Raw genomic sequence first — 13,871 nt, 5'->3', positions numbered from 1 at the left:
CCGGTAGCACCCGCAGGTCCTTGAGCGCCTGTATTGCCGGTAGCGCCTGTGTTACCTTGAGGCCCCTGAGGTCCAGTAGCGCCGGTAGCACCCGCAGGTCCTTGAGCGCCTGTATTGCCGGTAGCGCCTGTGTTACCTTGAGGTCCCTGAGGTCCAGTAGCGCCCGTGTTACCTCGAGGTCCAGTGGCACCAGTAGCGCCTGCTGGTCCAGTAGGCCCAGTAGGTCCGGTAGGTCCTTGAATGAACGAAGCAGAATTAACTAGAGCAGTTTGTAATGCTGCTATTAATTTAAGAAGCTCTTGAAGTGTGCAAGGGTCAATTCGGAATAATTTTGTAATGTATAGTAAATAGTTAATGAGATTTTGAAGCTCAATAAATACAGCGCTTGCTACAAAGGTTGGATTTCTTAATATAGTTATTAAGTTTTTAATAATAGCTAACCCTTGTGCTTTCAGGGAGGAAGTAGCGTCTAGTGAACAAATAAATTTACTTAGTAGGTTCAATGTATCGATTAGATCTTCAATGTTTTGGGGAGATGGATTTGCGAAAAGTTTTGGGATTATTTTTGTTAAATCAATAATAATCGCACGAAATGTTCTAAGTTGAGCTTTAGTAATTGGGATTGATGGAGTATTTGGGATTCGTCCGGCGCTACTTGGAAAGCATGGTTTGGAGAATTTGTTTTGACTGTCGTTATAACGAGACATTAAATCTCTCCTTTCTCATGAAAATGTGAACGAAACTCATCATAGTAGATGCAGAAATTAGTTAAATGGTCATAGTAAAATCGTTTGTTTAAAGAAAAAATAGAAAAAACGCCTTACAATAAGGCGTTTTTTCTATTTTCTGCGTATTGATAATATCGCTTTAATGAAATTTTTGATTTGAATCCAGCGAGTTTTATAATTTCTGATTCAGGAGTTTCTTTTTTTATTAAGTTTAAAATATAGGTGTTACGAAAATGTTGTCCTGAAATTCCTTTACGTAAATTGGCTCTAGCCACTTCGAGGCGAATCATTTTTTGTATAGCAATTTCCGTTAATGCCTTTGGTGCATCATTTTCATATACCCACCTGTATGTTCCGCGGTTAAAATCAAATGCGACAAACAATGAATCATCACTGTGATACTTAGGACGAACTGGTTCTGGGATACTTTTGTAATAATTATATAGTTGTTTTTTGTCTTCTTTTGCTAATGTAATTGTTCTTTCTACACCTGCGGTTGCTGGGATTGACAATGTGTTAGTTTCAAAGTGAACGTGATGCATTGTTAATGCTGTAAGTTCCTGTAAGGATAAACCGTAGTCGATCAATAGATTTAAAATAGCAATATTGCGATACATTAATAAAGGGCGCACAGGAAGTTGTTTTTCTGAAAGTCCTTCTAATGAAGTGACTATATACTTTAATCTTTTTTCTTCATCAGGTGAAATGAAATCTTCGTTACGAAGTGTACGGTCTGGTTGAATAGATATTTCCATATTCTTCAATGGATTGGGAATGTTTAGAAAGTGATGCATTCTATTTAATACAGTAAATACACGATGCATCGTTTTTTCTGAGTAATGTCGATTCGTTTTTAAATCGGAAAAGTAATCTTCGTAGTCTTTTGTACAAAGTGTAGCCCATATATTACTGGAAGGGAGCTTTTTGTTTTTTTCTAACCAATGTCCGAAGTCTTCAACGTCATAAACATAACGTTTAATAGTTGAGGGTTTTCGGCCTTTATTCAATAAAAAAATAGAAAAGGCTTGTATTGTATCATGGAATTCCGTTGTCTCCATAGTCCCACCACCTTAATTATTTCTTATATTATAGCAAACTTTTCTGAAAATAGGCATTTACAAGGGGGACAGGAATAATAATATTTGGTGAGTGGATAAAGTGAAACTATAATCAGTGGGGATTTTGTTCATCCTCTGCGATTATTAGTTGAACCAATCGGGCATTTACGGGCGGTTATCTCCCGCTTAAATACCAAGCGTTTGCTGAATGTCGAGGTGGGAGTCTTACTGCCCGCAAATAGCGGGATAAAATGAGGTGATTGTATGGAACAATCGATGCGAAAGAAAAACAACAATCAAATTAATATTGTGTTAAACCATCGAAAGAAAATTTCTTTGCCAGCCACAGAAAATAAAACGGTAATTTCAAATGAAACTACAATTAAACATGAAATGCTGCAGAGAATTGAAGAAGAGATGGGGAAGCTTGTTGGGATGGATGATATAAAAAAGATAATAAAAGAAATATATGCTTGGATTTATGTGAATAAAAAAAGACAAGAGAAGGGATTGAAGTCTGAGAAGCAAGTACTTCATATGTTGTTTAAAGGGAATCCGGGTACAGGGAAGACAACTGTTGCTAGAATGATAGGGAAATTGCTGTTTGAGATGAATATTCTATCGAAAGGCCACTTGGTTGAAGCTGAACGTGCTGATCTTGTAGGAGAGTATATCGGCCATACAGCTCAAAAAACAAGAGACTTAATAAAAAAAGCAATGGGAGGTATTTTGTTTATTGATGAGGCTTATTCTTTAGCTCGAGGAGGAGAGAAGGACTTTGGAAAAGAAGCAATTGATACGCTTGTAAAACATATGGAAGATAAACAACATGGTTTTGTATTGATTTTAGCTGGATATTCAAGAGAGATGAATCACTTTCTTTCATTAAATCCAGGGCTGCAGTCTCGTTTTCCATTTATTATTGAATTTGCGGATTACTCGGTAAATCAGCTATTGGAAATTGGAAAGAGAATGTATGAAGATCGTGAATATCAGTTATCAAAAGAAGCTGAATGGAAATTTAGGGATCATTTACATGCGGTGAAGTATTCGTCGCAAATTACATCGTTTAGTAATGGGCGGTATGTACGGAATATTGTTGAAAAATCAATTCGTACACAGGCGATGCGGTTGTTGCAAGAAGATACGTATGATAAAAATGATTTAATTGGAATATCGAGTATGGATTTGATGCTCGAAGAGGAGACGCACAGTACATAAACTGTGCGTCTATTTTTGTGTATAAGTTCGTTTACTCTTTTTTTGCTTTTTCTTGGTGCGCTTTATGGAAGCGTTCCATTTTAGCGCTCTTTTCGTGTGCTGAATTAGGGTCGTGTCCAAATTGGTTTACTGAACTTTTTTGAGCTCCTTTATTAACGTGGTTTGTCATTTGTATTCACCTCACTTTAAAAATTAGTATAAACATTATATAAAGAAAAAATCGTTAGAAAAGAAAAACCTCTTTACGATATGTAAAGAGGTTAGATTGCTATTTATGCATTGAACGTTCTTTCGTTTCGATACGTCTGTGCGGTAAATGCCATTTGTAATGAATAGAAACCATGCGGAAGCAAACAATTAAAATGAATAAAATGTAAAGAGCCCAATCGCTAACAATAATTTGAGCGCCAATTAAGAAACCTGCTAAAATTGTCCAAAAGGCATATACTTCAGCTCGAAGAACGAGAGGTTTTCTGCGGGCTAAAAGGTCGCGAATGATACCGCCGCCGATACCAGTTAAAACAGCTGCCACGATTGTGGCGCTAATTGGTAAATTTAATTTTTGAGCATATAATGCTCCTTGTACAGCAAATGCTGATAAGCCGATAGCGTCAGTGATATTTTCCCACTTTTTCCAATGTCTAATTAACTTATTTGGAAAAAGAAAAATAATAGTCATTGATAAAAGTGCGATTTGGAATAACATGTCTTGTTGCCAAAACGCGACAATCGGATAACCGATTAATAAATTACGAAGGGCACCTCCCCCAAATGCGGTTGCCATTCCTAAAATATACACCCCGAAAATATCATAATCCTCTTCCATTGCAACAATGGCTCCGCTTAGTGCGAAAGCGATTGTGCCTATGATGCTAAAAATCTCCCATGCCATGAATTTTCTCCCCCGCTAACTAGATGAAATGTGCTTCCTCTGCTATTATATTAGAAGGTTTAAATTTCGAAAAGGATGAGTGAACATATTTGATGGAAGAAAAAGAAAAAGTCATATTAGTAGGCTGTCAATTGCCGCAAGATGATGATGAAAAATTTATGCATTCCATGAAAGAGCTTGCATCACTAGCTAAGACTGCGAGAGCGGAAGTGTTAGTTTCAACAACGCAAAAACGACCAAAGTTTCATCCGGCAACTTACATAGGTAAAGGGAAATTAGAAGAGCTTCCAATGCTAACTGAAGAATTAGAGCCGGATGTTATTGTATTTAATAATGAATTAACGCCGAGTCAAATTCGGAATTTATCCTCAGTATTAGATGCGAGAGTAATTGATCGAACGCAACTAATACTAGATATTTTTGCGCAACGTGCGAAGTCGAGGGAAGGTAAGCTTCAAGTAGAATTAGCTCAGTTGCAATATACAATGCCACGTCTTATGGGTCAAGGGTTGTCCTTATCACGTCTTGGTGGTGGTATTGGAACGAGAGGACCGGGTGAGACGAAACTTGAGACGGATCGTCGTCATATTCGATCGCGTATTGATGAAATAAAGAAACAACTTGCAGTTGTTGTGGAACACCGAAAAAGATATCGTGAGAGAAGAAAAGACAATAAAGTATTTCAAGTTTCATTAATAGGCTATACAAATGCAGGGAAATCGACACTGTTTAATAGATTAACGGAAGCTAATACGTTTGAAGAAAACCTTCTGTTTGCAACACTAGACCCAACGACGAGGAAGATGCCGTTACCTTCTGGTTATACAGTATTACTAACTGATACTGTTGGTTTTATACAAGATTTACCCACTTCATTAATTGCTGCTTTTCGTTCAACACTGGAAGAAGCGGGGGAAGCAGATGTTATTTTACATGTAGTTGATTCTGCGGATCCTAACTACATAGGGCATGAAAGAACAGTAAAACGATTATTATCAGAACTTGAAATTAATCATATTCCTATTATTACGTTATATAATAAAAAAGATGAATTACATCAAAACTTTATTCCGTTTCCGAAAAGTGATTTCTTAATGACTAGTGCTTTTGAAGAAAGTGATTTATTGCGTATAAAAGAAGCGATAGAAATGAAAATGAAGAAAGAAATGGATCGTTATCGAGTAGAAATCCCTCCGAGTGAAGGTAAGTTATTAACGCTTTTAAAGACGGAAACGCTATTAGCAAAGATGGAGTTTCTGGAAGATAAATTTGTATATGATTGTGCAGGGTATATTTTTACTCATTCATCGCTTAATGTGCAATTAAAGAGATTTTTAGTGGAAGAAGGAGAAAATAAAAATGTTTGATCGTTTGAAAAATGGAGAAAAAATTGCTCCAATCGTAAAAGAAGTAGAGAGTCAGATTACAGAAGTACATAAACGTGCGGATGAAGTAATTGAAAGTAATCAGTTTCGTGTATTAGAAAGTTTTCGTAAACATAAAATTAGTGACTCGCATTTTATCCCGACGACAGGTTATGGTTATGATGATATTGGCCGTGATTCGTTAGAAAAAGTGTATGCTGATGTGTTTGGAGCGGAAGCTGGACTTGTTCGTCCGCAAATTATTTCAGGTACTCACGCTATTTCTACAGCGTTATTCGGTATTTTACGTCCAGGAGATGAGTTATTGTACATCACTGGAAAACCGTATGATACGTTAGAGGAAATCGTTGGCGTGCGTGGGAAAGGTGTAGGTTCATTTAAAGAATATAATATTGGTTACAATGCAGTTCCGCTAACTGAAGGTGGGCTTGTTGATTTTGAAGCTGTTGCAGCAGCGATTCATAGTAATACGAAAATGATCGGTATTCAGCGTTCGAAAGGTTATGCTACTCGTCCATCGTTTACTATTTCTCAAATTAAAGAGATGATCGCGTTTGTTAAAGAAATTAAACCTGATGTTGTTGTGTTTGTAGATAACTGTTATGGTGAGTTTATTGAAGAGCAAGAGCCGTGTCATGTTGGTGCAGATTTAATGGCGGGTTCGCTTATTAAAAACCCAGGCGGGGGAATTGTAAAAACTGGTGGTTACATTGTCGGTAAAGAACAGTATGTTGAAGCGTGTGCATATCGTTTAACATCTCCGGGAATTGGTGCGGAAGCTGGAGCGTCTTTATACAGTCTGCAAGAAATGTATCAAGGGTTCTTCTTAGCGCCACATGTTGCAGGACAAGCGCTGAAAGGTGCAATTTTTACAGCTGCGTTTTTAGAAAAGTTAGGAATGAACACGTCACCAGCGTGGAATGCACCAAGAACAGACTTAATTCAATCTGTTCAATTTGATGATAAAGACCGTATGATTGCCTTCTGCCAAGCGATTCAATATGCATCTCCAATTAATTCGCATTTTACTCCGTATGCAAACTATATGCCAGGTTATGAAGATGATGTAATTATGGCGGCGGGAACATTTATTCAAGGTGCAAGTATTGAATTGTCTGCTGATGGTCCGATTAGACCACCGTATGTTGCATATGTGCAAGGTGGATTAACGTATTCGCATGTTAAAATTGCGATTTGTTCTGCGATTGATGAATTGATTGAAAAGAATTTATTAACAATTTCTTAAAGGGGAGCTGTCGATATCGGCAGCTTTTTTCGTATAAAAGTAACGATTTATGCGATTAGAAAAAAGAATGAAAAAATTTATAAAAAAATCATGTAAGAAAAGCTAACATCTATTGACACTAAACATAACATGTTATAAAATGAGAAGCAGTTAAGGCGAAGGAGGAACTGAAAAATGAAAGAAGATAGACGTTCTGCCCCGCTGTTTCCAATTGGTATTGTTATGGATTTAACACAATTGTCTGCACGTCAAATTCGCTACTATGAAGAGCATAATCTTGTTTCTCCAACCCGTACAAAGGGGAATCGTAGATTATTTTCATTTAACGATGTAGATAAGTTGTTAGAGATTAAAGATTTGTTAGATCAAGGCTTGAATATGGCTGGTATTAAGCAAGTGTTACTAATGAAAGAAAATCAAACAGAAGCAGTGAAAGTAAAAGAAGAAACAAAAGAAATTTCAAAAACTGAGCTTCGCAAAATACTTCGAGATGAACTACAACATACAGGTAGATTCAATCGAACTTCATTGCGACAAGGTGACATTTCAAGATTTTTTCACTAAAGATAACTGATTCTGAAGGCGATTAGAGGGACTAAGGAGGAATTTATAATGTCTAGATACACAAAAGAAGATATTTTCCGTTTGGCGAAAGAAGAGAATGTAAAGTATATCCGTTTACAATTTACGGACCTTTTAGGGGTAATTAAAAACGTAGAGATTCCAGTGAGACAATTAACGAAAGCTCTTGATAACAAAATGATGTTTGATGGATCTTCGATTGAAGGTTTCGTACGTATTGAAGAATCTGATATGTATTTATATCCTGATTTAGACACTTGGGTAATTTTCCCTTGGACAGCTGAAAAAGGTAAAGTAGCTCGACTAATCTGTGATATTTACAATGCAGATGGCACTCCATTTGATGGAGACCCACGTAACAACTTAAAACGTGTGTTAAAAGAAATGGAAGCTTTAGGATTTTCAGACTTCAATCTTGGACCAGAGCCAGAATTCTTCCTATTTAAGGTTGATGAAAAAGGAAATCCAACATTAGAATTAAACGATAACGGTGGATACTTCGACCTTGCGCCGATGGATCTAGGGGAAAACTGTCGTCGTGATATCGTTCTTGAACTTGAAGAAATGGGATTTGAAATTGAAGCATCTCACCATGAGGTTGCTCCAGGACAGCACGAAATTGACTTTAAATATGCAAATGCAATTCGCTCATGTGATGACATTCAAACATTCAAACTTGTTGTAAAAACAATTGCTCGTAAACATGGTTTACACGCAACGTTTATGCCAAAACCACTATACGGTGTGAACGGTTCAGGTATGCACTGTAACTTATCATTATTTAAAAATGGTGAGAACGTATTCTTTGATGCAAACGGTGACTTACAATTAAGTGATGATGCTCGTCACTTCATCGCAGGTATTTTAAAACATGCACCAGCATTTACAGCGATAGCAAATCCAACTGTAAACTCATATAAACGTCTAGTACCTGGATATGAAGCGCCTTGTTACGTAGCATGGTCTGCACAAAACCGTAGCCCGTTAGTACGTATCCCTGCATCTCGTGGTATTAGTACACGCGTAGAAGTACGTAGTGTTGACCCAGCTGCAAACCCATATTTAGTAATGGCTACATTATTAGCTGCAGGTCTTGATGGAATTAAAAACAAATTAACTCCACCAGCTGCAGTAGACCGTAACATCTATGTAATGACAAAAGAAGAGCGCGAAGAAGCAGGTATCGTTGACTTACCAGCAACATTAGCGCAAGCGTTAGTTACATTACAATCTAATGAAGTAGTATGCGGTGCACTAGGAGAACACTTACTTGAGCACTTCATCGAAGCGAAAGAGATTGAGTGGGATATCTTTAGAACACAAGTTCACCAATGGGAACGCGATCAATATATGTCTCTATACTAAGAGGCTTGAACCCTTGATACAACTCGTATCAAGGGTTTTTTAATTCCCTATTATTACATTTTATATGGTTGCAAAATGAAAAACAGCCACATAAAAGCCAATAATTAATAACAAGTAGTGATATCATAGAAAAATATTATCAGATAAATGTAAGTTTTATATAATTTGTGAAATGAAAAAGCCTTGATACTACGGTATCAGGGCTTTTTTAGTGAAGTTATTGGATATGTTAACTACTAGATAATGGATTGTTTTTGGTTATTTTGAATCATGTTACTAAGAAAATCTTTTCGAAAGAATTGATCTTATCTTTTTTTAAAATCACTTGTGCTATGACTTAATAATTCTTTACTGCCTGTACAACGCGACCAATGATTTTTACATCTTCAGCTGAAAGATCGTAAGTTTTTGGTTCGTGGATAGGGTCATTACTCAATGGTATTAAAGTAATGATGCTTCCAGATTTTGAAATCTTTTTCACGGTAGCATCATAACCATTGACTTTTACAACAGCAATTTGTCCGTTTTCAACATAAGGAGTTTCCTCTACTAAAACATAAGAACCATCAGGGAATTCGAGATTCATGCTAGTGCCTTTTACAGTAAGGTAAAAATACTTTTTACGCTTGTTTAAAAATGTACTTAGCATTGGTAAATAGCCTTCGATATTTTCTTCAGCGAATATAGGTGTACCAGCTGCTACAGAACCAATGATAGGAATATGAATAATATTTGATTGATCGTTTTGGATGGTTTCATAAATAGAAACTTCTTCTTTAACAGTATTGTCCTCTTGGGTTGCGAGTTTTTCTAAATCATCAGTAGTGATTCCTAATCCCTTACAAACTTTTATTACATTATCAACAGATGCTTTACCAATCCCTCTTGATAACATGGATTGCAGTGTTGTGGGGGGGAGACCTATTTTTTCGGCGAAGGCTCTTTTGCTATAGCCAGCTTCTTTTATTAAGCGTGTTACAACCTCTGCTTTTTTCATTACTTTCACCATCTTTCGTATTAAAATGTATACGATATTGCGTATTTCTGTATATATCATAACCTAACTGAATTTGTTAGTAAATAGAAATATATACGAAATTGAGTATTTAAATACGTTCTTTTGTTGACTAAATACGAAATTGAGTTTATATTTAAATGGAAATGAACGCAATATCGTACATAAAATAGGTGGTGAGTCGATGTATCCGAATTTGCGTGCAGAGATGGCGAGAAAAAGAATTATGATTACACAAATTTCTTCGCATCTGAAACTTCGCCACACAACAGTGAGCGACAAAATAAATGGTAAATTTCGTTTTTATTATGATGAAGCTTTTGAAATTAAGAAAACTTTTTTTCCAGAACATAATTTGGAATATCTTTTTGAATTTGAAGAAAACGAAGCGAATTGAAATCGGAGGAGAATTGCTTAAAATGGATAATCGAATTATTGAATAATGACTTAATAAAAGGGTTTATATTATAGTATTTATATTAAATTTCGATAATTAGTTAATCTGTAAAAAGAAAGCAACGAATTATGCGTAGTGCGAAATTATCTCAATACAATAAAGATAGTTCAAAATTAGTAGTGAGGAGGAGATGAGGATGGGGCAATTAACTGACTCATCAGTACATAGTTCATTAGTATTTGAAGTTAATGGCAAAGTAGTAACGGATAGTTTGGTAATTGCAAAGATATTCAAAAAAGATCACTTCGACGTTTTGAAGGAAGTTCGAAAACAAATTGTATATGTAGATGAAGAGTTTGGAGGAGAAAATTTTCACGAGTCCACTTATGTTAATTCAAAGAACAGGTGGATCCCTAAATATGATTTAACAGAAGAAGCATTCACGTTACTTGTTATGGGATATACCACTAGAGAAGCGGTTGGAATGAAAATTAAATTTATGAAAGAGTTCAAACGAATGAAGCAGTATATACAAAATCAACAAAATGTGCCAAAGGATCCAATGGGGGTTTTAAAGTTAACATTTGCTGCGTTAGAAGGGCATACTCAGGAGATACAAGAGATTAAGTCTGAGGTGAAGGAATTGCGAGAAAATACGCCGCTTTATGCTATTGAGTGTGAAGAGATAATAAGGGCTGTAAAGAGGTTAGGTGTTATGTTATTGGGAGGTAAAAATTCAAATTCTTATCAGGATATCGGCCTTAGAAGAAAGTTATATAGAGATATTTATAGTCAGTTACATCGGGAATTTGGTGTGAATAGTTATAAAGCTATTAAACGTTATCATTTGGATAGAGCGATACAAATTATTAATGAAGAATATTCAATTCCAACTGTTTTAAATGAAGAAATTACAGTTAAAAACTCACAAATAAATATGGCAGAAATTCAGTAGGAGGAAAGAACATGCAAAGAAAGATTTTAGTCATTACTAGCAGTTTAGCAGGACTACCAACTGTCAGTGAATTTAAAACAAAAGAAGATGCAAAAGAGCAGGTTAGAAAGCTTATTCAAAAAGGAGTGAGTCAAAATGTGATTCGTATAACACAAGAAATTCCTATGAATATCGAAATTCAAGTGGATGTTGAATTTGAGGAATAAGAGAGGTTTAGGAGAAAATTGATACGGATAGCATAATTGTTTTGAATGAATGTATAAGAAAAGAATCCGTTGCAGCGGATTCTATAAGAAAAAATATCTCTAGATAAGTATACCATTGAATACCGTTTTTGAGAATTTATGAGGTGGCTAGTATGGGAATTATTCGAGTGAAAAAAGATAGTAATTATTCAGTTATAAATAATACTGGTTTAAAAGATGAAAGGTTGTCTTGGAAAGCGAAAGGAATCTTAGCCTATGCGCTTACATTACCAGACGATTGGACTTTTCATATTAGCGAATTAGCTCGACATGCTAAGGATGGAGAAGATTCGCTCCGTACAGGTTTTAAGGAATTAAAAGAATTAGGTTATGTAAAACGTTATCCTGTTCGTGATGGGAATACCAAAAAAATTACAAGGTGGGATACGGAAATTTACGAAACGCCACAAAGGAACATGCCACAAGTGGAAAACCAAGATGTGGTAAAGCCATATGAGGAAAATCAAGCACTACTAAATACTAATAGAATAACTACTAATAAACGAAATACTAATATACAAAATACTAATCATTATGATGATATTGATAAATTAGATTCTTGTGTATCCAGCAATGAGAAGGTTAAAGTAAGTTGCAACTTTATTAAGGGGACGGGCATTCCGTTAAGTGAAATTGCAATTGCAGAGTTGGGGGATTTTTGTAATTTGTTTAGTGATGAATTAATTCAGCATGCAATTAATAAAGCCGTTGATGAGAATGCACCAAGATGGAACTACATTAAGGCTATATTGAGGAATTGGAAGGAGCAAGAAGTTAAAACATTAGTTGATGTGGCCATACTAGATAGACGTTTCGAAATGAGCAAGAAAAAGAAATATAATGGGATAGGTAGGAAGTATTCAAATAGAAAAGAGATTGTACCTGATTGGTTATACAAAGATGATGAATCAACAAATCAAGAAGAGGAAAGAAAAATCGTGCAATCTACTGATGAAGAGCGTGAGAGATTACAAGAAGTGTTAAATAAATATAAGTCATAAGAAAAAACGTTAGATGATTTTGTTATTTTGAAATATATTACCTTAATAAAAAATAATACATTTATATTCTTTAAAGATTCCCGATGCATAGTGAACAGTATTATAAAGATATTAGTGAATGTTTGGATCAAGTATGAACCATTTGTAATTTCAGTTTATTTCTTAAAGTTCTATGGGAACTGTTAGAAGTTTTTTCAAAAGGATTCAGGAATTAATTACAATATCTGAATTCTAAAGATGTAAGGAACTTATCAATAGAGGGTAAAAAAATGTTAGGAAAGGGTTGTGTTTATAAAATGAAAGATAATTTACAAGTAATAAAGATTGAAAAAGTTAATAAGCATATTCATTCTATTAAATTAGTATTAAGAGACTTTGTAAAAAGAACGGAAGTGGGTGAATCGGTAAGTGTTCGAATGGCTCAAAGATTATAAGAAGTTAGAAGAAGAAATTACTTATTTAGAATACAACTTAGATAAATCAAAAGCCGAATTGAAGCGTTGGATTAGTGGTGATTTGCAAAATGTACGATTAAACGCTGAATCGGAAGGGGCTAAGGTAGAAGGACGAATTGAAGTAATTGAATATGAATTAGCTTATAAGATGAATGAAGAGTATGATTTAAAGCTTTTAATTAATAAGTTTACAGGACTGGATCATCAAATACTTAAAATGAAATATGTTGATGGAATGACTTTAGAACAAATAGCGTTTGAATTACATTATAGTACAGGCTATATCCGCCGAAAACATGCTGAAATAAGAAAGATTGTCAAGTTTTTAGATGGGTTTTAATGTTACCTTTTTGTAGGATACATGCAGTGTACAGAAAGTATTGAAAAAGTGATTTATAGTAGTAATATAAGATTTCGACGAAAGGGCAACTATTTTTATGGTTGCTCTTTTTGTTGTGAAAGAAGGTGAGTAACATGAAGTGATTTTATAGATAAATGGGCATTTGGCTTCCGGTTATATTTAGTAAAGTAGTAGGTTTACAGGCGAAAATAATAGCAAATAAGGAGATGTTTAATGATGAATTTATTAGCTGCTTCAGTCAAAACAAAGAATTTGCCACAACAAGTGTTACGTTGGCAATCAATGGTAGAAAGTGAATGTTCCGCACAAGGAGTACCTGAGTTAGTTCCTTACGTACTTGGAATTATTATGGTGGAAAGTGGAGGGAACTCTGAAACAACCCCCGATATTATGCAGTCCAGTGAATCACAAGGTTGGCCAATGAATACAATTAAAAATCCTAAGGATTCAATTTATTACGGAGTAAAGCATTTAAAGGGAGCTTTTGATGATGCAAAGAAAAATGGTATTACAGATTTAAGTGCCATTGTTCAATCGTATAATTTTGGACGAGCTTACCTTCGCTGGTTAGCTTCTAACAATAAACAGCATTCATTACCGGTAGCAGATTTGTATTCTAAAACAGTTGTTGCTCCATCACTCGGAAATACAACTGGTGCTATGGTGAAATATAGTCACCCTATCGCTGTTGCCTACAATGGTGGTTATCGATATAAAAATGGGGGGAATTTCTTCTACTCTGAAATTGTTAAGCAATATGTTGATTTTAACGGAGGAACTGATGGTGGTGACAATAAACCGTTACAACCAAAAGGACTAGGAATCGCAACGTCTAAATACCCAGAAGGATCGGGTATCAATTTATATAGTGGCCCTGGAAAAGATGCTTGGTTCACAGGTCATGTCATTAATACAAAAATGCCATATTTAATTATAGATGCTGCTTGGTATGGTGGGAATGAAAA

The 13,871-nt window shown here is 35.3% G+C and carries 17 protein-coding genes; 12 read left to right on the top strand and 5 right to left on the bottom strand.

Annotation, left to right across the window (positions count from 1 at the left end):
- Both DOS87_RS30330 and DOS87_RS20765 read right to left on the bottom strand, forming a co-directional pair.
- Positions 1-707: collagen-like protein (locus DOS87_RS30330; RefSeq protein WP_000092676.1), on the bottom strand; the 707-nt coding region annotated here is incomplete at its 3' end.
- Between the two features lie 113 nt (positions 708-820).
- Entirely contained in the window at positions 821-1,786 is a 966-nt protein-coding gene (locus tag DOS87_RS20765) for a tyrosine-type recombinase/integrase (RefSeq protein ID WP_098831172.1), read from the bottom strand.
- A gap of 264 nt (positions 1,787-2,050) precedes the next feature.
- Here DOS87_RS20765 and spoVK point away from each other — a divergent pair, with 264 nt between their 5' ends.
- Entirely contained in the window at positions 2,051-3,007 is a 957-nt protein-coding gene (spoVK, locus tag DOS87_RS20760) for a stage V sporulation protein K (protein WP_000438196.1), read from the top strand.
- 31 nt (positions 3,008-3,038) lie between these two features.
- On the opposite strand, the gene DOS87_RS20755 is transcribed toward spoVK, so the two are convergent.
- Both DOS87_RS20755 and DOS87_RS20750 read right to left on the bottom strand, forming a co-directional pair.
- The gene (locus DOS87_RS20755; protein WP_000181505.1) at positions 3,039-3,176 is read right to left on the bottom strand and encodes a hypothetical protein; all 138 of its coding nucleotides are present in this window, start codon (positions 3,174-3,176) and stop codon (positions 3,039-3,041) included.
- 99 nt (positions 3,177-3,275) lie between these two features.
- A complete protein-coding gene (locus tag DOS87_RS20750) occupies positions 3,276-3,899 on the bottom strand; it encodes a trimeric intracellular cation channel family protein (protein WP_000312267.1) in 624 nt (207 codons plus the stop codon).
- A 92-nt stretch (positions 3,900-3,991) separates the two neighbouring features.
- Here DOS87_RS20750 and hflX point away from each other — a divergent pair, with 92 nt between their 5' ends.
- The 4 genes from hflX to glnA all read left to right on the top strand — a co-directional run bounded on the left by hflX (position 3,992) and on the right by glnA (position 8,477).
- Positions 3,992-5,266: a GTPase HflX gene (gene hflX, locus DOS87_RS20745; RefSeq protein ID WP_208730125.1), complete on the top strand. Its 1,275-nt coding sequence runs from the start codon at positions 3,992-3,994 to the stop codon at positions 5,264-5,266.
- A complete protein-coding gene (locus tag DOS87_RS20740; RefSeq protein ID WP_000460287.1) occupies positions 5,259-6,530 on the top strand; it encodes a methionine gamma-lyase family protein in 1,272 nt (423 codons plus the stop codon). The genes hflX and DOS87_RS20740 overlap by 8 nt, the downstream gene beginning before the upstream one ends.
- A gap of 174 nt (positions 6,531-6,704) precedes the next feature.
- Positions 6,705-7,094, top strand: a complete 390-nt coding sequence (gene glnR, locus DOS87_RS20735; protein ID WP_000656783.1) for a transcriptional repressor GlnR — start codon at positions 6,705-6,707, stop codon at positions 7,092-7,094.
- A 48-nt stretch (positions 7,095-7,142) separates the two neighbouring features.
- A complete protein-coding gene (gene glnA, locus DOS87_RS20730) occupies positions 7,143-8,477 on the top strand; it encodes a type I glutamate--ammonia ligase (RefSeq protein WP_000092763.1) in 1,335 nt (444 codons plus the stop codon).
- 337 nt (positions 8,478-8,814) lie between these two features.
- On the opposite strand, the gene DOS87_RS20725 is transcribed toward glnA, so the two are convergent.
- The gene (locus tag DOS87_RS20725; protein ID WP_000708856.1) at positions 8,815-9,474 is read right to left on the bottom strand and encodes a LexA family protein; all 660 of its coding nucleotides are present in this window, start codon (positions 9,472-9,474) and stop codon (positions 8,815-8,817) included.
- Between the two features lie 202 nt (positions 9,475-9,676).
- Between DOS87_RS20725 and DOS87_RS20720 the strand changes: the two genes are divergently transcribed.
- The 7 genes from DOS87_RS20720 to DOS87_RS20690 form a co-directional block, all read left to right on the top strand.
- Positions 9,677-9,889 carry a hypothetical protein gene (locus tag DOS87_RS20720; protein WP_098831173.1) on the top strand — a complete coding sequence of 71 codons (213 nt, stop codon included), beginning with the start codon at positions 9,677-9,679 and terminating at the stop codon, positions 9,887-9,889.
- A gap of 196 nt (positions 9,890-10,085) precedes the next feature.
- Positions 10,086-10,844, top strand: a complete 759-nt coding sequence (locus tag DOS87_RS20715; RefSeq protein WP_000531298.1) for a phage regulatory protein — start codon at positions 10,086-10,088, stop codon at positions 10,842-10,844.
- Positions 10,845-10,855: 11 nt separating this feature from the next.
- Positions 10,856-11,050: a hypothetical protein gene (locus tag DOS87_RS20710; protein WP_001189066.1), complete on the top strand. Its 195-nt coding sequence runs from the start codon at positions 10,856-10,858 to the stop codon at positions 11,048-11,050.
- 152 nt (positions 11,051-11,202) lie between these two features.
- Positions 11,203-12,090, top strand: a complete 888-nt coding sequence (locus DOS87_RS20705; protein ID WP_000511422.1) for a DnaD domain protein — start codon at positions 11,203-11,205, stop codon at positions 12,088-12,090.
- A 269-nt stretch (positions 12,091-12,359) separates the two neighbouring features.
- On the top strand, positions 12,360-12,524 hold the full coding sequence (locus tag DOS87_RS20700) for a hypothetical protein (protein ID WP_000900737.1): 165 nt from the start codon (positions 12,360-12,362) through the stop codon (positions 12,522-12,524).
- Positions 12,499-12,885, top strand: a complete 387-nt coding sequence (locus tag DOS87_RS20695) for a hypothetical protein (RefSeq protein ID WP_000464432.1) — start codon at positions 12,499-12,501, stop codon at positions 12,883-12,885. Before DOS87_RS20700 ends, DOS87_RS20695 begins: the two co-directional genes overlap by 26 nt.
- A gap of 237 nt (positions 12,886-13,122) precedes the next feature.
- Positions 13,123-13,871, top strand: a 749-nt coding sequence (locus DOS87_RS20690) for a lysozyme family protein (RefSeq protein WP_242473699.1), incomplete at its 3' end; no start/stop codon positions are given.

The organism is Bacillus sp. CR71, from assembly GCF_003429245.1.
GTDB classification, from domain to species: Bacteria; Bacillota; Bacilli; order Bacillales; family Bacillaceae_G; genus Bacillus_A; species Bacillus_A thuringiensis_S.
Note: the sequence above shows the minus strand (reverse complement) of the source record. Positions and strands in the feature narration are given on the sequence as shown.